The following is a 16,966-nucleotide window of genomic DNA, read 5'->3' on the forward strand; positions in this document are numbered from 1 at the left end:
GTTAAGCTTTGGTCATGGAGATCGTCACGCGACCGCCGCCAACGCCTCCAGCACCGCCAGGCCGTAACGGTCCAGCTTACCCGCGCCGACGCCAGGAATACGGGCCAGATCGTCCAAGCCGCGCGGCTCCTGCACCGCGATCTCGACCAGGGTCTTGTCCTGGAAGATGACATAAGGCGGCACCCTCTGCTCGACCGCGCGGTCACGACGCCAGGCGCGCAGCGCCTCGAACCGCGCGCGCACGTCGCCGTCCAGCGCCTCGGCCGCCAGATTGCGACCGGCGTTGCGGCGCGGCTTGTCGATCGCGACCGCGCGCACAGGCGCCTGGCGCACCCGCACCGGCCGCTCGCCGCGATAGACGGCGCGCACGGCCTGAGCGTCGCCCAGGCGGATGATCGGCTTGCCGTCATTGGGATCCTCGACCAGCAGGCCCTCGAACAGCAGGTGATCGATTACGTCACGCCAGGCGGCCAGCGACAGGTCGGCGCCGATGCCCCAGGTCGACAGCCCCGCCTCCCACGGCTGGACGTCCTTGGTCTTGCCCAGCAGGTGATCGACCACGCGCGTCCGGCCGAAGCGTTCGCCCAGACGCTGGACCGCCGCCAGCGCCTTCTGAGCGGGCACCACGGCGTCGAAGGTGGCGGGCGGGTCGCCGCAGATGTCGCAGACGCCGCACGGCTGGGCGTCCTGCTCGCCGAAATAGCGACGCACCGCCTGGGGTCGACAGGTTGCGCCGTCCAGCATGGCGAACAGCTGGCGCACCTTGCGGGTCTGGACCTGCTTGACCTCCTCGGCCATCGGCCGCCCCTCAAGGCGGCGCAGGGACCAGGCGATGTCGGAAGGGCCGTAAAGGGTGATTCCCTCGGCCGGCTCGCCGTCGCGCCCGGCGCGGCCGATCTCCTGCCAGTAGGCCTCCAGCGAGCCCGGCGGATCGGCATGGATGACGAAGCGGACGTCCGGCTTGTCCACCCCCATGCCGAAGGCGATGGTGGCGACCATGACGGCGCCGTCCTCGGCCAGGAAACGCTCCAGCCGTCGGTCGCGCTCGCGGGCGTCGAAACCGGCGTGATAGGCGATGGCGTTGCTGCCGGCGTCCCTGAGCGCATCGGCCACCCGCTCGCAACCGTCGCGGCTGCCGCAATAGATCACGCCCGACTTGCCGCGCCGCTCGCGCACCAGCTCGATGACGGCGGCGTCGGTCCGGGCGCGCGAGCCGTTGATCTTGCGCTCGGCCGACAGTTGCAGATTCGGCCGGGCGAAGCTGTCGACGAAGACCCGCGCTTCGCCCAGCCGCAGCGAGGCCAGGATATCGTCGCGCGTGCGGGCGTCGGCGGTCGCCGTCACCGCGATGCGCGGCACGCCGGGGAAGATTTCGGCCAGTCGGCCCAGGGTGCGGTAGTCGGGCCGGAAGTCATGCCCCCACTGACTGACGCAGTGCGCCTCGTCGATGGCGATCAGGCTGATGGGCAGCTCGGCCAGACGTTCCAGCATGGCGCCTGACGCCAGGCCTTCCGGCGAGACGTAGAGCAGGTCCAACTCGCCCGCGCGCGCCGCGCGCCACACGGCCGAACGTTCGTCCATGGTCAGGCCGGAATCCAGCCGGGCGGCGGCCACGCCCTGCTGCTTCAGGGCCTCGACCTGATCGGTCATCAGGGCGATCAGCGGCGAGACGACCAGGCCGACGCCGGGGCGCAGGATGGCCGGCACCTGATAGCAGACGCTCTTGCCGCCGCCGGTCGGCAGCACGGCCATGACGTCGCGCCCGGCCAGAACCTCGACGATCACCGACGCCTGCAGGCCGCGAAAATCAGCATGACCCCAGACCCGCTCCAGCAGCTTGCGCGCCTCGTCCAGGGTCGGAGAAGCGGCGTCGGTCGGGCGGGGGTCGAACATGGCGGGCGTTGTGCCGCATTCGCTCCGAGGTGTCATCCCGTCATCCGCGCACACGACGGATACGCCGCGACCCGTTGTCACGGCCGCGCTTTCAGGCTTACTTCCGCGCAACAGCTGAAAAGAGCCCCGCATGACGGACAAACCCGCCGGAACCGGCAAACGCATAGAACTGACCATCCGCGCCCTGATCCTGGGCTGCTTGCTGGCGGCGGTCTTCACGGCGGCCAACACCTATCTGGGGCTGAAGGTCGGCCTGACCTTCGCCTCGGCCATTCCGGCGGCGGTCATCTCCATGGCCCTGCTGCGCGCCTTCCGGGGCTCGACCATCTGGGAGAATATGACGGTCCAGACCGTCGCCTCGGTCGGCGGCGCCATGAGCTCGATCATCTTCGTCCTGCCCGGCCTGGTCATGATCGGCTGGTGGATGAACTTCCCCTTCTGGGAGTCGGTGATGATCTGCATCCTGGGCGGCGTCCTGGGGGTGACCTTCTCCATTCCCCTGCGCCGGACCCTGGTCGTCCAGGGCGGCCTGCCCTACCCCGAGGGCGTCGCCGCCGCCGAGGTGCTGAAGGTCGGCTCTCCCGGCGCCGAGCAGACCGAGGAGGCCGTGCGTGAGAACAAGTCCGGCCTGTTCGTCGTCGTCGGCGGGGCGATCGCCTCGGCCTTCTTCGGCTTCCTGGCCTCTGCCCGCATCTTCGCGCATGAGACCACCGCCTTCCTGCGCCTTCCAGCCGCGATGGGCGGCGGTGCGACCGGCGTCGGCTTTTCCATGCAGTTCGCCCTGCTGGGCGCCGGCCACCTGATCGGCCTGGCGGTCGGTCTGACCCAGCTGTTCGGCCTGGTCCTGGCCTGGCTGATCTTCGTGCCCATCTTGACCTCGCCCGAGTTCGTCGCCTGGGCCGCCGCCAACGGCGTGCCCTCCATCGCCGCCGGGGTTCCCGCCGACGCCGGCGCCGAGGGCCTGGCCATGAGCGTCTGGTCCCAGGAGGTCCGCTTCATCGGCGCAGGCGTCATCGGCGTCGCCGCCCTGTGGACCCTGGCCAAACTGGCCAAGCCCCTGGTCGCGGGTCTGGCCTCGGCCGTCTCGGCCCAGTCGCGCCGCGCCCACGGCGAGATCCTGGACCGCACCGAACAGGACATTCCGATCAAGATCGTCGGCCTGCTGTCCGTCGCCGCCCTGGTCGGCATCGCCGTGCTGCTGGCCGTCATCGCCCAGGGCACGAGCCTGGCCGCCTCGGCCCCGCTGCTGGTGATCGGCGGCCTGGTCTATGTCGTGGTCATCGGCTTCGCCGTGGCCGCCATCTGCGGCTACATGGCCGGTCTGATCGGCTCGTCGAACAGCCCGGTGTCAGGCGTCGGCATCCTGGCCATCATCATCGCCTCCCTGCTGATGCTGGGCGTGTTGGCGGTCGCCGGCGTGCCCGCCGATCCGTCGGTCATCGCCTTCGCCCTGATCGTCACCGCCATCGTCTTCGCCGTGGCCGTCATCTCCAACGACAACCTTCAAGACCTGAAGACCGGCCAGTTGGTCGAGGCCACGCCGTGGCGTCAGCAAACCGCCCTGCTGGTCGGCGTCGTCGCCGGCGCCCTGGTCATCCCCTTCGTGCTGGACATGATGAACCAGGCCTTCGGCTTCGAAGGCGGCCCGCCCGCCATCGTCCAGGGCTCTCAGACTCTGGCCGCGCCCCAGGCGACCCTGATCTCGGCCCTGGCCAAGGGCGTCATCAGCGGCGACCTGCGTTGGGATCTGATCGGCATCGGCGCGGTGGTCGGCGTTCTGGTCATCATCCTCGACGTGGTCCTGCGCCGCGCCACCAAGGACCGGATCAAGCTGCCGCCGCTGGCTGCGGGCATCGGCGTCTATCTGCCCGCCGCCGTCACTACCATGCTGGTCATCGGCGCGGTCTGCGGCTGGCTGTACGACCGGGCGGTCAAGTCGACCCGCTACGCCGATGTGGCCCGCCGCATGGGCGTGCTGCTGGCGTCCGGCCTGATCGTGGGCGAGAGCCTGTTCGGCGTCTTCACCGCCGCCGTTATCGTCGGCACCAAGAAGGAGGCGCCCTTCGCTCTGCTGCCCGCCGGCAGCGGCTGGCCCGCCATGTGGGCCGGGCTGATCGCCTTCGCCGTCCTGACCTACGCCCTCTACGCCTGGGTGCGCCGCCGTTCGGCGCAAGTCTAAACGCGACTATAGAGCGGCGGCGAAGGCCTCCGCCGCCCGGCTGGCCCCGCGCTCGCGGTGCCGCAGCCGATAGAAGGGCCGCTCGGGCAGTTCGAGCGGCAAACGAACCAGCCGCCCCGCCTCGATCAGGGGCCGGGCGGCCAGTTCCGAGACCGCCGTGACCAAGCCGCCGCTGTCACCGGCGCTGGCCGCCACCGCCGTCAGGATCGCCTCATTGGACGGCAGCACCAGCGCCGTCTTCAGGTCCGACGCCGCCAGGCCGCGCGGCAGGGCCGCCTCGAACTCGCTGCGGGTGCCCGACCCCGCCTCGCGCAAGGCCCAGTCCAGCGCCTTCAGGTCAGCCGCCGCCAGCTCCCTGTCTCGGTCCGCCAGCGGATGCCCCGGCGCCGCCACCACGATCAGCCGATCGGCGGCGATGCGCGTCCGCTCCAGTCGGGGGGCGTCCTCGGCGCCCTCGATCAGACCCAGCTCGGCCTCGCCCGTCAGCACCGCCTCGACCACCTGATGGGTGTTGCCGATCGACAGATGCAGTTCGATGCCCGGATGGCTCTGGGCGAAGGCGGCCATGCGCGGCGGCAGCCAATAGGCGGCGATGGTCTGGCTGGCGAACAGCCGCACCGAGCCGCGCTTCAGCCCCGCCAGTTCGTCCAGCAGCCGCTCGGCCGCCTCCGCCCGCGCCAGCACGGCCCGCGCCTCGGGCAGGAAGGCCGTTCCCGCCGCGTTCAGGGCCAGGCCGCGCCCGACCCGGTCGAACAACCGCGCCCCGTGTCGCGTCTCCAGCGCATTGACCGCCGCGCTGACCGCCGATTGCGTCAGATGCAGCGCCTCGGCCGCCCGCGTCATGTGCAGGCGCTCGGCCACGGCGACGAAGATGCGCAGCTGTTCCAGCGTCATGCGTTATTGATCGATTATATTGATCGTTAAGTCCATAACTACGCGTTGGATCGATCAGATCGCGGAGCGGATAAGAGCCGCATGACCGTCGCCCTCGCCCCCGCCGCTTCACCTCGCCGCCTGACCGGCGTGGCGCGCTTGTTGCCCGGCGTGGCGCTGTCGGCGGCCATCGGCGCCGTCGCCTATGGGCTGCAGATCGTCGAGACCCGACTGTTCGAGCATCCGTGGATCGAGGGCCTGGTGCTGGCCATCCTGATCGGGGCGGGGCTGCGCCTGGTCTGGACGCCGTCGTCGCTGTGGACGCCGGGCGTCGCCTTCAGCGCCAAGACCCTGCTGGAAGTCGCCGTGGCCCTGCTGGGCGCCACGGTGTCGGGCGCGGCGGTCGTGGCGCTCGGTCCCTGGCTGCTGCTGGCCATCGTCGGCGTGGTCGCCGTCGCCATTGTCGGCGGCTACGCCCTGGGTCGGGCGTTCGGCCTGCCGCACGCCATGGCCCTGCTGGTCGCCTGCGGCAACGCCATCTGCGGCAACTCGGCCATCGCCGCCGTCGCCCCCGTCATCGAGGCGGAGGGAGAAGACGTGGCCGCCGCCATCGGCTTCACCGCCGTGCTGGGCGTCGCCGTGGTGCTGCTGGTTCCCGCGGTCGGGGCCATGATGGGTTATGACGCCACGCGCGTCGGGGTGCTGGCGGGCCTGACCGTCTATGCGGTGCCGCAGGTGCTGGCCGCCGCCGCGCCCGCCGGTCTGGCCGCCGTCCAGACGGGCGCCGTGGTCAAGCTGGTGCGCGTGCTGATGCTGGGGCCGGTCTGCCTGGTGCTGGGCCTGATGCGCTCGAAACAGAGCGAAGCCGGGCGCGGACCCAAGCTGCACCAGATGGCGCCCTGGTTCATCCTGGTCTTCCTGGTCCTGATGGCCGTCCGTTCGCTGGGCTGGCTGCCCGAGGCGATCCTGCCGCCGCTGCAGGCCTCCGTCTCGGCGCTGACGCTGATCGCCATGGCGGCGCTGGGGCTGATGGTCGATCCGCGCGCCGTGGCGCGGGCCGGACCGCGCGTCGCCGCCGTCGCCGCCCTGTCGGCCCTGCTGATCGGACTGCTGGCGCTGGCGGTGATCGCCTTCCTGCCGCTGGGCTGAAGTCTGGCGGCGGCGGCCGCTGAACGCGATCACGCACTGGACTGGCGTTTTGGCCCGCATCCCTGTAAGAGGCGCGCCGAACCCTTCCCTTCTCTGCAACCTTCTTGCAGCGGCGCGGCCCTTCCGTGACCGAACACAGTCCGCCCGAGCCCGAAATGAACCTGCGCAACATCGCCATCATCGCCCACGTTGACCACGGCAAGACGACCATGGTTGACGCCCTGCTCGCCCAGTCGGGCCTGTTCCGCGCCAATGAGGCGACCACGGAACGCGCCATGGACTCCAACGATCAGGAGCGCGAACGCGGCATCACCATCCTGGCCAAATGCACCTCGATCCTGTGGAACGGCAAGGCCGGCGAGACCCGCATCAACATCATCGACACGCCGGGCCACGCCGACTTCGGCGGCGAGGTCGAGCGCATCCTGGGCATGGTGGACGGCTGCGTCCTGCTGGTCGACGCCGAAGAGGGCGTCATGCCCCAGACCAAGTTCGTGCTGACCAAGGCGCTGAAGATGGGCCTGCGTCCCATCCTCTGCATCAACAAGGTCGACCGCGCCCACGCCGATCCGGACCGCGTGCTGAACGAGACCTTCGACCTGTTCGCCGCCCTGGGCGCGACGGACGAGCAACTGGACTTCCCGGTCATCTACGCCTCGGGCCGTTCGGGCTGGGCGACGCTGGACCTGGCCCAGCCGAACGACAACCTGCACCCGCTGTACGATCTGATCGTCGACCACGTCCCGGCCCCGGCCGCCCAGGATCGCGTCAACGAACCGTTCCAGATCCTGAACGTGCTGATCGAAAGCGACCCCTTCCTGGGCCGCCTGCTGACCGGCCGCATCCACTCGGGCAAGGCGGTTCCGGGCATGGCCATCAAGGCCCTGTCGCGCGACGGCAAGACCATCGAGCAGGGCCGCATCACCAAGGTGCTGGCCTTCCGCGGCCTGAAGCGCCAGCCGGTCGACGAGGGCGCCGAGGCGGGCGACATCGTCGCCATCGCCGGCATGTCCAAGGCCACTGTGGCGGACACCCTGTGCGCCCTGGAAGTGACCGACGCCCTGGACGCCCTGCCGATCGACCCGCCGACCATCTCGATGACCGTGGGCGTGAACGACAGCCCCCTGGCCGGTCGCGAAGGCGACAAGGTGCAGTCGCGCGTCATCCGCGACCGCCTGCTGAAGGAAGCCGAGGCCAACGTCGCCATCCGCATCACCGAGACGCCGGGTTCGGACGCCTATGAAGTCGCCGGTCGCGGCGAACTGCAACTGGGCGTGCTGATCGAAAACATGCGCCGCGAGGGCTTCGAACTGTCGATCAGCCGTCCGCGCGTGGTCTATCAGACCGGCGAGAACGGCGAACGCATGGAGCCGATCGAAGACGTGGTCATCGACGTCGACGACGAATTCTCGGGCGTGGTCATCGAGAAGCTGTCGGCCCGCAAGGCCGAGCTGACCGACATGGGCCCCTCGGGCGCCGGCAAGACCCGAATCCAGCTGAAGTGCCCGTCGCGCTCGCTGATCGGCTATCAGGGCGAGTTCCTGACCGACACGCGCGGCTCGGGCGTGCTGAACCGCGTCTTCAGCCACTATGAAGGCCACAAGGGCGCCATCGAGGGCCGCCTGAAGGGCGTGCTGGTGTCGAACTCGGACGGCGACACGGCGGCCTACGCCCTGTGGAACCTGGAAGAGCGCGGCGTCATGTTCGTCGGCGCCGGCGAGAAGACCTATCAGGGCATGATCATCGGCGAGAACAGCCGCTGGGACGACCTGGACGTCAACCCGATCAAGGGCAAGCAGCTGACCAACGTCCGCGCCTCGGGCAAGGACGAGGCCGTGCGCCTGACCCCGCCGCGCAAGATGAGCCTGGAACAGGCCATCGCCTATATCGAGGAAGACGAACTGGTCGAGGTCACGCCCAAGTCGATCCGCCTGCGCAAGGAAATCCTGAACCCCTCCTTCCGCAAGAAGCGCGTCCGCGCCGACTGATCCGGCGCCCCGCCGAAACGAAGAAGGCGGCCCCTGCGGGCCGCCTTTTTTGTGCGCGCTCTCCCAGCGAAGGGCTCTGCTCTACTTCTTCAGCCCCAGCAGACCCAGCCAGCCGCCGCTGGTCAACAAGGCCACGTCCAGCAGGGCCAGCGCCAGAGGCGTGGTCGTCGGGGCGGCGATGAATTTGGGCCGCCAGACGGGGCCGAACTTGGCTTTGTAGGCGCGCAGGCCCTGGAAGCCGTAGACGGCGCCCCCCTCCTCGAACACCAGGGCGCCGACGCGGGCGAAGACCGGCGCCATGCGGCGGTCCTCCAGACCCGACAGAGGGGCCATGCCCAGATCCAGCCGCTCCATCCCTTGCTCGCGCGCCCACTGGGCCGTGCGGGTGAACAGATAGTCCATGATCCCATGCGGTCCCTCGGGATCATGACGCATGAGGTCGATCATCGCCTCGCGCCCGCCGGCCCCGACCAGAAGATTGGCGAAGGCGACGATGCGGCCGTTCTCGCGCACCACGGCGATCGGCGAGCGGTCCAGATAGTCGAGGTCGAACCGACCCAGGGAGAAAGCCTTCTCCGAGCCGTTGTGATGCTTGAGCCAGGCGTCGGACACGGCGCGCAACTCGACCTCCAGCGCCCGCGCCGCGCCGGGCGGGACCACCTCGAAGCCGGCGCCCTCGCGCTCGGCCCGGTTCACGGCAGTGCGCAGGTTCTGCTTGCCCTTGCCCTCGGTCGTGAAATGGGCGGCGTCGATCACCGCGGCCTCGCCCACCTTGCGCATGGCCAGGCCCAGCGTCGCCAGATCGGCCAGCAGCCCTTCGCCCACCGAATAAAAGACCGCCGCCCCGCCATAGCTGTCGGCCATCTCCGCGAAGGCCCAGAGAAGCTCCAGCCGCTCTTCCTTCAGCCCGGCCGGTTCGCTCATGGCGATCCAACGGCGGCCGCGCACGCGATAGGCGATGAAGCTGCGCCCTGACGGGCTGAACAACAGGGCCTTGTCGCCCAGCAGAGCCAGGCCCGCCTCGGGCGTGGCGATCTCGGCCGTCTCCAGTGCCTGACGGGCGCGCTCGACATCGACCGGCGCGGCGGGGCCGTGACTGCGGGCGCCCGGCGCCGTCAACAGGGAGCGCACTCCGACCGCCAGGGTCAGCAGGGCCAGCACCGCCCCGGCGCGCAGGAAGCCCGAGGCCTGCTTGTCGACCAGGAAGGTCCACCACAGCTCGTCGGTATAGGCCGTGTCGCGATAGGCGAAGAGGCCCAGCCACAGCATGGCCGCCACCGCCGCCGCCAGCATCAGCAGCCAGCCCGGCCGCAGCGGCTCTCCCAGGCGCGAGCGACGATTGAAGGCCGACCGGCACGGCGTCAGCAGGGCCGCCGCCAGGGTCAGCTCGATCGCCTCCTCCCAGTCCAGCCCCTTCATCAGCGAGAAGACCGCCCCGACCATCAGGACCGCCAGCGCGGCATAATAGGCGCCGCGCCGCCGTCGCCACAGCCCCGCCGAGATCAGCAGCAGGACAAAGCCGGTCACGCTGGCTGCGAAATGGGACAGGTCGATCAGCAGCGGCGGATAGAAGCGCCCGATCGCGCTCAGCCGGTCGCTGAAGGCGGGCGTCGCCGCCGACAGCAGCATCACCCCGCCCAGCAGGAAGGTGGCGACCGCGAACATCTGGGGCGTCAGCTCATAGGCCAGCCCCGCCAGTCGCCGCGTGATGCGCCAAGGGTCGTGTTTTGCGCTCGGTTTGGTCAATCGCTCTCCAGAGAGCAAGAATCGGTCGTTTGGGGCGAGTAGAAGGTCATTTCAGGGCAGACGAAACCAACCTCCATCACGCGGGTTCATTTTTTCGCGAGCGCCGGGCTCGCGCTTCCAGGAGTTCCTCATGATCCGCAAGACCGCCCTGCTGACCGGCATCGCCGGCGCCCTGTTCATCGCCGCCCCTGCCTTCGCCCAGGACGCGCCCCAGACGCCCGAACCGGCCCCCGCTGAGGCGCCTGCGGCTCAACCCCAGAGCTTGACCCTCACGCCGGGCTCGACCGTCAAGGGCAGCGACGGCGCCGAGATCGGCAAACTGGTCGGCGTCCAGAACGGCGCCAACGGTCAGGAACTGACCGTCCGCACCGCCGATGGCCAGGTCCGCCCCGTGCCGCTGGCCGGCATTCGCCAGGACGGCGCCGACATCGTCGTCGACGCCAGCGCCTCGGACATTCAGTCGGCCGCTCCGATCGCCTCGGACACGGCTGAGCCGACCCCGGACGCAGCGGCTGACGCCCCTCCGGCTGACGCGCCGCCGGCCGATGAGCCGACCAGCGACAAACCGCATGGCGATGAACCGCACTAAGGGTTCATCGACCTGAAGAAAAGGGGCGGTCCCTAGCGGGCCGCCCCTTTTTACATCCTAAAGCAGGACGTCAGCCTCGGCGCTTGATGAGGCCCAGCAGGAACAGCAGCACTACGGCGCCGATAGTGGCGACGATGATGCCGACGATCCAGTTGCCTGCGGCGTCCACGCCCAAGAGGTTGTTGGCCAGGAACCCGCCGATCAGGGCGCCGACGACGCCGACGATCAGATTGGTCAGCAGGCCATGCTCCCGCTTCATGATCTTCTCCGCCAGCCACCCGGCGACGATGCCGATGATGATCCAGGCGATAAATCCAAATCCACCCATGCTTCTTCCTTCCTGAAAGGCTCTCTGCCTTGGCCGTTAATGCGCGGCCGGCTTCGCGGTTGCCTTGACCGTCGCGTCTTCCCCGCTGAGGGGAAGTCGGCACGCCGTTTGCGAGGAGCCTTCCGTCGCGTGCCGAACCGGCACAGCATGAGAGACGGGAGAGCCTCATGGCCGCCGAGATCGACCTGCACCTGGGCCGCCGCCTGCGTCGTCGTCGTCGTCTTCTGGGCCTGACCCAGCAGCAGCTCGGCGATCGCGTGGGCGTCCGCTTCCAGCAGATCCAGAAATACGAATGCGGCGCCAACCGCCTGTCCGCCGCTCGCCTATGGGAGTTGGCCGAGGCGCTGGAGACGCCGGTCACCTATTTCTACGACGGCCTGACCGCCGATCCCGTTCCCGTGCAGCAACCCGCCCCTCACGCCACGCTCAACGCCGCCTGAGACGGAACCGCCCACCCCTCTCGTCGCTGGCGGTCGGACGGTGTATCCCGCCGGCATGACCGAGCTGGAATCCTTCGCCGTCGCCCTGTCGCATGAAGCGGCCCGCGTCGCCCTGCCCTTCTTCCGCGGCGACTTCACGCAGGAAGACAAGGGCGGCCCCGGCGCCTTCGACCCCGTCACCGAGGCCGACCGCGCCGCCGAGGCGGCCATCCGTCGCCTGATCGCCGCCCGCTATCCCGACCACGGCGTCATCGGCGAGGAATACGGCGAGGATCGCCCCGACGCCGCCCATGTCTGGGTGCTGGACCCCATCGACGGCACCCGCGCCTTCATCGCCGGCCTGCCCCTGTGGACCACACTGATCGCCCTTCGCCACGAGGGCGCGCCCGTGATCGGCGCCGTGGGCCAGCCCTATCTGGACGAAGTCTTCCTGGGCGGCCCGTCGGGCGCGCGCCTGCTGAAGGGCGGACACGAAACCCTGCTGAAGACCCGCGCCTGCCCCGATCTGGGTCAGGCCCTGATCGCCACCACCGATCCCGAGATCTTCGTCGGCGCCGACCGCGCCGCCTGGGATCGCCTGCGCGCCTCGGTCCGCCTGGCCCGACTGGGGTGCGACGGCTACGCCTACGCCATGGTCGCGGCCGGACGCATCGACCTGGTGGCCGAAAGCGAGCTGAAGGTCTGGGACTGGTCGGCGCACAAGCCCCTGGTCGAGGCCGCGGGCGGCCGCTTCACCGACTGGCGAGGCGGCGCGCCGCACGACGCCGACGGCCGCGTCCTGGCGGTCGGCGACGCGCGTCTGACCGATCAGGCCCTGCCCCTGCTCGGCCTGTCCTGACGGATCAGCCCGGTTCGGCGGTCCGCGCGGCCGGAGAGGCCGAAGGCGCGGCGGCGGCCGGCGCCACATAGTCGGCCAGGGCGTCGAACTCGTGCAGGAAGACGCCGCGCAGGTCGTCGACCTCCATGATGACCTCATGCCTGGCGGTCGGCACCTCGACATAGCGGCCGCGGCCCATGCGCCGGGCCGCCCAGCGGTTGGTCTGCTTCCACACCTTGTCGTCCTCGGCCGCCTGAACCACGCAGACCGGGATCTTCACGCTCTTGAGCGCGCGGGGCTTCAGCGCCCGCTCGCCCGCATCCAGTGCGAAGGCCAGCCAACCCCAGGTCGGACCGCCGATGGCCAGGTGCGGGCAGGCGTAGAGCTGCTGCCGCCACAGGTCGTAGCGCGCCTGATCCGAGGTCAGGCCGTCCTTCTCGAAGGTGTGGTCGAAGGGATCGTCCGGATCGTCCAGCACATAGTCCCCGGCCTTGCCGTGGCGCAGGGCCCAGCGCACCGCCAGCTTGACCGTCCACATCGAGCGCTTGCCGGTCTTGATGCGCAGCATGGGGCTGGACAGGACAGCCCCGGCGAAGCGGGTCTCATCACCCTCCAGCGTCAGCAGGTTCAGGGCGCCGCCCATCGAGTGGCCGACCATGATCCACGGCTTGGGCGCCCGCGCCTCATAGGCGTCCAGCAGGCGGGCGTAGTCGTCGAGGAACTCTTCGACCGCGCGGGCGTGGCCGCGCAGGCGGTCCGGCAGCAGCCGCGCCGACAGCCCCTGACCGCGCCAGTCATGCGCCAGGACGCAGAAGCCGCGCGCCAGGAAGTTGCCGATCAGTTCGAAATATTTCTCGATCGGCTCGGTGCGGCCGGGGCTGAGGACGACCGTCCCGCGCGGCGTCTTGGCCTGCAGGGTCGAGGGCGTCCAGAACCCGGCGCGCAGACGCAGGCCCCCGGCCCCGCGGAACCAGTCGCCCTCGCCTCCCGGCGGGCTGGCGGCGCCGGGTACTCCCATCAGGGGCGCATGGGCGGCGAAGGCGGCGGTGCGGCTCACTCGGGCTTCCTGAACTTCAGCGTCATGCGGTCGCTTTCGCCGATGGCGTCATACTTGGTCCGATCGAACTCGGGATCGGCGGGCTGCCCCAGGGGCGCCGTCAGGCGGCGCGGCGCCAGGGTCTCGACGCCGAAGGGATGGTCCTTGGTGTCGGCCGGATTGGCGTTGATCTCGGACGCCTCGACAAAGATGAAGCCGGCTTCCTGGGCCAACTGCTTGACGAAGGCCTCCTGCACATAGCCGTTGGCGGCGGCCGGATCCTGATCCTCGTCCGGCTGAAGGCGATGCTGTTCGATGCCCAGGACGCCGCCGGGGCGCAGGGCCGCGAAGGCGTCGGCGAAGGCCTTTTCGGCGATCCCCGCCGCCATCCAGGCCTGGATGTAGCGCATGAACAGCACCATGTCGGCCGTCCCCGCCGGGGCCACCGGCGGCGAGCCGGGACCGAAGGCGGTGAACTGCACCGGGCCGTACAGCTTCTTGTCGGCCAGGATGCGGGCCTTCAAGGCGTTGTTGATGGCGACCTGGGCCGGGTCGGCGTTCGCCCCCTCGACGAAGCCCGCCAGATAGAGGGCGCCGCCGCCCTTGTTCAGATAGGGGGCCAGGATTTCGGCGTACCAGCCGCTGCCGGGCCAGAAGTCGACCACCGTCATCTTCGGCTGCAGGCCGAAAAACCGCAGGGTCTCCACCGGGTGGCGCCAGACGTCGCGCGCCTTGTCGTCCGCCGGACGCCACGCCCCGGCGACCGCCCATTCCAGCGAGCCTTCCGGCGGGCCCTTGGGCGCTTCGGGGGCGGCGGGCGTCGGCGCCTCTTCCTTGCGGCCGCAGGCGGCCAGGCCGAACAGGGGCGCGACCAGGGCCAGGGCGCCGGCGCCGGTCAGGACGGATCGCCGCGTCGATCGTTCTGTCATGCGCGCTTCCTCTCGCCGCCGGATGTCTTCGCTTGGGGCTTAAGGCGCTTCTGCGCCAGCGTCAAAACCACGCACTGCATTGTCATCGGGCCGTCAGTCCGCCGCGTAGGGCTTGCGGAAACGCAGGGTCATTCGGTCGCTCTCGCCGATGGCGTCCAGCGCCGCGCGCTCATCCGCCGTCAGGGTCCGGCCGTCGCGTTCCGAGGTGCGCGTAGGCTTCAGCGTCCACACCCCGAACGGGTGGTCGCGGTCGTCCTTGGGGTTGGCGTTCAGCTCGCTGCGGGCCTCCAGTTCAAAGCCGGCGCGGCGGGCGGCGTGAATGACCCAGCTCTCGGGCACATAGCCGTTCGGCGCCGTCTCGGTCACGTTCAGGCCCTCGGCCGCGCGGTGCTGCTCGACCGCCAGCACGCCGCCGGGCTTCAGCGCCGTGAAGAAGGCCGCCAGATAGGGCTCGGCCCGGCCGTCGCGCGACCAGTTGTGGAAGGCGCGGGCCACCACGACCATGTCCGCCGTCCCGTCGGCGACGCCCATGCCCTCGGTCGGGCGATTGACCGGGAAGTACCGCCCGCCGGTCGCCGCCGCATAGGGCTCCAGAATGTTGCGCCACCAGCCGGCGCGGCCCGGCTCGATCTCCACCACCGTCAGGCCCGGTTGCAGCCCCCAGAAGGTCAGGGTCTCGAACGGATGACGCTCGCCGTCGCGGGCGCGGTCGGCCTCGGGCCGGGTCGTCGCGGCCACGGCCGCCTGAAGCGCCGCATCCTCCGAGAAGCTCGGCATCTCCATCGACAGGCCCTGGCGGTGCGGCAGCGACGCGGCCTCCGGCGGGCCCGATTGGGCGAGGGCGGGCGAGGCGAGCAGACACGCCGCGACGGCGCTGAGGGCGAAGGTTCGCATGGCGGGCTCCGGTCGATCCTGGACGAGAAAGGGTAAACCCTTACGGCGCTTCGCGGCCACGGCAAGGCGCAGAGGCCGAAAGCGACGATTTCGCGCGCCCCTTGCGCTCGGAAAACGGCCTCCTACCTCTTCATCCGAGAGCGCCGATCCCGGGCTCTCCAGACCTGACGGGGCCGATTACGGACCGCCGGGACTGAAACCCTCCGTCGTCCGGGGCCAAATCGCCGGGCGGCTCGACCTTGCTGAATGTCAGAAGGATGACCCATGCGTACCTATGATTTCTCACCGCTGTACCGTTCCGCCGTCGGTTTCGACCGCCTGGCCCGCCAGTTGGAAAGCGCCGCGCGCTCCAGCCAGGAGAACGGCTGGCCTCCCTACAACATCGAGACGACCGGCGAGGACGCCTATCGCATCGAGATCGCCGTCGCCGGTTTCTCGGCCGATGAGCTGAACATCGAGGCGAAGGAGAACCTTCTGACCGTCACCGGCAAGAAGGCGGCCAACGACGACGGCGCCCCCCAGAAGACCTATCTGCATCGCGGCCTGGCCGAGCGCGACTTCGAGCGCCGCTTCCAGCTGGCCGACTATGTGGTGGTCAAGGGCGCAGCCCTGGCCAACGGCCTGCTGACCGTCGAGCTGAAACGCGAACTGCCCGAGGCCCTCAAGCCCCGCAGCATCGAGATCGCCACCGGCTCGACCCTGATCGAAGGCAAGGTCGAGACCAAGGCCAAGAAGGCGGCCTAAAAGGCCACACGCCTGACTGAAAAGTCGAAGGGGCGGCGTTCGCGTCGCCCCTTTTTCGTGCGCGCCCCCTAGGCCGCGTGCAGGTCCGCCGGGTCCAGCCCGCGCGCGCCGCTCGTCTGGGCGCCGGTGAAGTCGGCCTGTTTGGTCTGGGCGCCGTGCAGGGTCGCCCGGCTCAGATCGGCGTCGACCATCACAGCCCGGCGCAGGTCCGCTCCCGTCAGGTCGGCGCCGCGCAGGATCGCCCCGGTCAGGTCGGCGGGCAGCAGGCGATCCGCCGCCAGCATCAACGGCCCCAACTGGGCCTCGCGCAGATCCGACCCGTTCAGCCGCGCCCGCGTCAGCCGCGCGCCTCGCAGATCGGCCCGGCGCAGATTGGCCGAGCGCAGGTCCGCGCCCTCCAGTTGCGCGCCCTGAAGCTGCACCCCCTCCATGTCCAGGCCGTAAAAGACCGCCCCCTTGGCCGACAGCGCCGTCAGGTTCAGCCCGCGAATAGACTCCAGCGGCCGCAGATCCACCCCGTCGAACACCGAGGGCTGGCCCTCGGCCCCGCCCGTCTCGCACCATTGGGCGTGGTCGCGCAGCATCTCGGCGGCGGGCATCTGGCTGACCGGCTCGCCCGCCGGGCGGTTGTCCACCAGGGCGCCGTCCATATTGGCCCCGTCCGTCCGCCACATGGCGGCCTTGACCCCCACCAGGACGGCGTCGCTGAGGTCCGCCCCCGACAGGTCGGCGCCCGACAGGTCGGCCCCGGCCAGATCGGCGCCGCGGAAGCTGGCCTGTTTCAGATTGGCCCGGACCAGCTTGCAGTCCTTCATGACGGCGTCGGTGAAATCGGCGGCCACGGCGACGACGCCGGTCATGCGCGAGCGCTGCAGATTGGCGCCCGCCAGCACGGCGCCCTGCGCCTGGGTGTCGGCGCGCTTGCGCGCCTCGACGACGCGGAAGCCCAGCTTGGCGTCCTTGGCGGCGATGGTCCCTTCGCGCAGGTCGGCCTCGAACAGGTCAGCCCCCGACAGGTCGGCGCCGCGCAGGCAGGCCCCGCGCAAGTCGGCCCGCCGCATGCTGGCGTCGATCAGGGTCACGTCCTGCATGTCCGCGCCGAAGAAGTTGGCGTTGTCCAGCTTGGCGCCCGTCAGGTCGCAGCCGATCAGGCAAGCCGCCGTGAAGTCGGCGTCGGCCAGGTTGCGACCGCGCAAGGACACGCCCGACAGGTCCATCCAGGCGAAGACCGCCCTCGCCCCGCCCGGCCGCGCCTGCCACAGGCGGTCGTGCTTCAGGCAGACGGCGTCGACCTCTTCCTGGGTCAGCTTCCTGCGGACGGGTTCGACGGCCTCGCTCATGGGGGCGATCATGGCTTACGG

14 protein-coding genes and 1 pseudogene are annotated in these 16,966 nt (G+C 70.1%); 7 read left to right on the plus strand and 8 right to left on the minus strand.

The genetic code is table 11. The features are described 5' to 3' along the window. Positions 1 to 24: 24 nt before the first annotated feature. Positions 25 to 1,893: a DNA helicase RecQ gene (gene recQ / locus EGK63_RS00605; RefSeq protein WP_125899437.1), complete on the minus strand. Its 1,869-nt coding sequence runs from the start codon at positions 1,891 to 1,893 to the stop codon at positions 25 to 27. Positions 1,894 to 2,023: 130 nt separating this feature from the next. Here recQ and EGK63_RS00610 point away from each other — a divergent pair, with 130 nt between their 5' ends. After that, the gene (locus EGK63_RS00610) at positions 2,024 to 4,072 is read left to right on the plus strand and encodes an OPT family oligopeptide transporter (RefSeq protein ID WP_125899438.1); all 2,049 of its coding nucleotides are present in this window, start codon (positions 2,024 to 2,026) and stop codon (positions 4,070 to 4,072) included. Positions 4,073 to 4,078: 6 nt separating this feature from the next. Here the strand turns inward: EGK63_RS00610 and EGK63_RS00615 are convergent, their stop codons facing one another. Continuing rightward, complete coding sequence (locus tag EGK63_RS00615) at positions 4,079 to 4,966, minus strand: LysR substrate-binding domain-containing protein (protein WP_125899439.1); 888 nt, start codon at positions 4,964 to 4,966, stop codon at positions 4,079 to 4,081. 81 nt (positions 4,967 to 5,047) lie between these two features. On the opposite strand from EGK63_RS00615, the gene EGK63_RS00620 reads away from it, so the two are divergent. Together EGK63_RS00620 and typA are read left to right on the plus strand one after the other, a co-directional pair. After that, on the plus strand, positions 5,048 to 6,094 hold the full coding sequence (locus tag EGK63_RS00620; protein ID WP_125899440.1) for a YeiH family protein: 1,047 nt from the start codon (positions 5,048 to 5,050) through the stop codon (positions 6,092 to 6,094). 155 nt (positions 6,095 to 6,249) lie between these two features. After that, a complete protein-coding gene (gene typA / locus EGK63_RS00625) occupies positions 6,250 to 8,082 on the plus strand; it encodes a translational GTPase TypA (protein WP_125899631.1) in 1,833 nt (610 codons plus the stop codon). An 81-nt stretch (positions 8,083 to 8,163) separates the two neighbouring features. Here typA and EGK63_RS00630 read toward each other — a convergent pair whose 3' ends face one another. Then, positions 8,164 to 9,828 (minus strand): phosphatidylglycerol lysyltransferase domain-containing protein, encoded by a 1,665-nt coding sequence (locus tag EGK63_RS00630; RefSeq protein ID WP_125899441.1) that lies wholly within the window; start codon positions 9,826 to 9,828, stop codon positions 8,164 to 8,166. 130 nt (positions 9,829 to 9,958) lie between these two features. Between EGK63_RS00630 and EGK63_RS00635 the strand changes: the two genes are divergently transcribed. Then, on the plus strand, positions 9,959 to 10,417 hold the full coding sequence (locus EGK63_RS00635) for a superoxide dismutase (RefSeq protein WP_125899442.1): 459 nt from the start codon (positions 9,959 to 9,961) through the stop codon (positions 10,415 to 10,417). 70 nt (positions 10,418 to 10,487) lie between these two features. Here the strand turns inward: EGK63_RS00635 and EGK63_RS00640 are convergent, their stop codons facing one another. Then, entirely contained in the window at positions 10,488 to 10,745 is a 258-nt protein-coding gene (locus EGK63_RS00640) for a GlsB/YeaQ/YmgE family stress response membrane protein (protein WP_125899443.1), read from the minus strand. 167 nt (positions 10,746 to 10,912) lie between these two features. Between EGK63_RS00640 and EGK63_RS00645 the strand changes: the two are divergent. Together EGK63_RS00645 and hisN are read left to right on the plus strand one after the other, a co-directional pair. Next, a pseudogene (locus EGK63_RS00645) lies at positions 10,913 to 11,128 on the plus strand (helix-turn-helix domain-containing protein); the annotation flags it as partial. A gap of 112 nt (positions 11,129 to 11,240) precedes the next feature. After that, positions 11,241 to 12,023: a histidinol-phosphatase gene (gene hisN, locus EGK63_RS00650; protein WP_125899445.1), complete on the plus strand. Its 783-nt coding sequence runs from the start codon at positions 11,241 to 11,243 to the stop codon at positions 12,021 to 12,023. 4 nt (positions 12,024 to 12,027) lie between these two features. Here hisN and EGK63_RS00655 read toward each other — a convergent pair whose 3' ends face one another. The 3 genes from EGK63_RS00655 to EGK63_RS00665 all read right to left on the minus strand — a co-directional run bounded on the left by EGK63_RS00655 (position 12,028) and on the right by EGK63_RS00665 (position 14,861). Continuing rightward, on the minus strand, positions 12,028 to 13,059 hold the full coding sequence (locus tag EGK63_RS00655; protein WP_125899446.1) for an alpha/beta fold hydrolase: 1,032 nt from the start codon (positions 13,057 to 13,059) through the stop codon (positions 12,028 to 12,030). Then, positions 13,056 to 13,967: a class I SAM-dependent methyltransferase gene (locus tag EGK63_RS00660; RefSeq protein ID WP_125899447.1), complete on the minus strand. Its 912-nt coding sequence runs from the start codon at positions 13,965 to 13,967 to the stop codon at positions 13,056 to 13,058. The genes EGK63_RS00655 and EGK63_RS00660 overlap by 4 nt, the downstream gene beginning before the upstream one ends. Positions 13,968 to 14,060: 93 nt before the next feature. Continuing rightward, positions 14,061 to 14,861: a class I SAM-dependent methyltransferase gene (locus EGK63_RS00665; RefSeq protein ID WP_125899448.1), complete on the minus strand. Its 801-nt coding sequence runs from the start codon at positions 14,859 to 14,861 to the stop codon at positions 14,061 to 14,063. Positions 14,862 to 15,125: 264 nt separating this feature from the next. Between EGK63_RS00665 and EGK63_RS00670 the strand changes: the two genes are divergently transcribed. Then, positions 15,126 to 15,605 (plus strand): Hsp20 family protein, encoded by a 480-nt coding sequence (locus EGK63_RS00670; protein ID WP_125899449.1) that lies wholly within the window; start codon positions 15,126 to 15,128, stop codon positions 15,603 to 15,605. 68 nt (positions 15,606 to 15,673) lie between these two features. Here EGK63_RS00670 and EGK63_RS00675 read toward each other — a convergent pair whose 3' ends face one another. After that, positions 15,674 to 16,945 carry a pentapeptide repeat-containing protein gene (locus EGK63_RS00675; RefSeq protein WP_125899450.1) on the minus strand — a complete coding sequence of 424 codons (1,272 nt, stop codon included), beginning with the start codon at positions 16,943 to 16,945 and terminating at the stop codon, positions 15,674 to 15,676. Positions 16,946 to 16,966 lie beyond the last annotated feature (21 nt).

The sequence above is a fragment of the Brevundimonas sp. 357 genome (assembly GCF_003938605.1).
Lineage (GTDB): Bacteria > Pseudomonadota > Alphaproteobacteria > Caulobacterales > Caulobacteraceae > Brevundimonas.

Bases quoted from the DNA above. Each gene is read 5' to 3' on its own strand.
- recQ (WP_125899437.1), bottom strand. From the start codon at position 1,893: ATGTTCGACCCCCGCCCGACCGACGCCGCTTCTCCGACCCTGGACGAG.
- EGK63_RS00610 (WP_125899438.1), top strand. From the start codon at position 2,024: ATGACGGACAAACCCGCCGGAACCGGCAAACGCATAGAACTGACCATC.
- EGK63_RS00615 (WP_125899439.1), bottom strand. From the start codon at position 4,966: ATGACGCTGGAACAGCTGCGCATCTTCGTCGCCGTGGCCGAGCGCCTG.
- EGK63_RS00620 (WP_125899440.1), top strand. From the start codon at position 5,048: ATGACCGTCGCCCTCGCCCCCGCCGCTTCACCTCGCCGCCTGACCGGC.
- typA (WP_125899631.1), top strand. From the start codon at position 6,250: ATGAACCTGCGCAACATCGCCATCATCGCCCACGTTGACCACGGCAAG.
- EGK63_RS00635 (WP_125899442.1), top strand. From the start codon at position 9,959: ATGATCCGCAAGACCGCCCTGCTGACCGGCATCGCCGGCGCCCTGTTC.
- EGK63_RS00640 (WP_125899443.1), bottom strand. From the start codon at position 10,745: ATGGGTGGATTTGGATTTATCGCCTGGATCATCATCGGCATCGTCGCC.
- hisN (WP_125899445.1), top strand. From the start codon at position 11,241: ATGACCGAGCTGGAATCCTTCGCCGTCGCCCTGTCGCATGAAGCGGCC.
- EGK63_RS00660 (WP_125899447.1), bottom strand. From the start codon at position 13,967: ATGACAGAACGATCGACGCGGCGATCCGTCCTGACCGGCGCCGGCGCC.
- EGK63_RS00665 (WP_125899448.1), bottom strand. From the start codon at position 14,861: ATGCGAACCTTCGCCCTCAGCGCCGTCGCGGCGTGTCTGCTCGCCTCG.
- EGK63_RS00670 (WP_125899449.1), top strand. From the start codon at position 15,126: ATGCGTACCTATGATTTCTCACCGCTGTACCGTTCCGCCGTCGGTTTC.
- EGK63_RS00675 (WP_125899450.1), bottom strand. From the start codon at position 16,945: ATGAGCGAGGCCGTCGAACCCGTCCGCAGGAAGCTGACCCAGGAAGAG.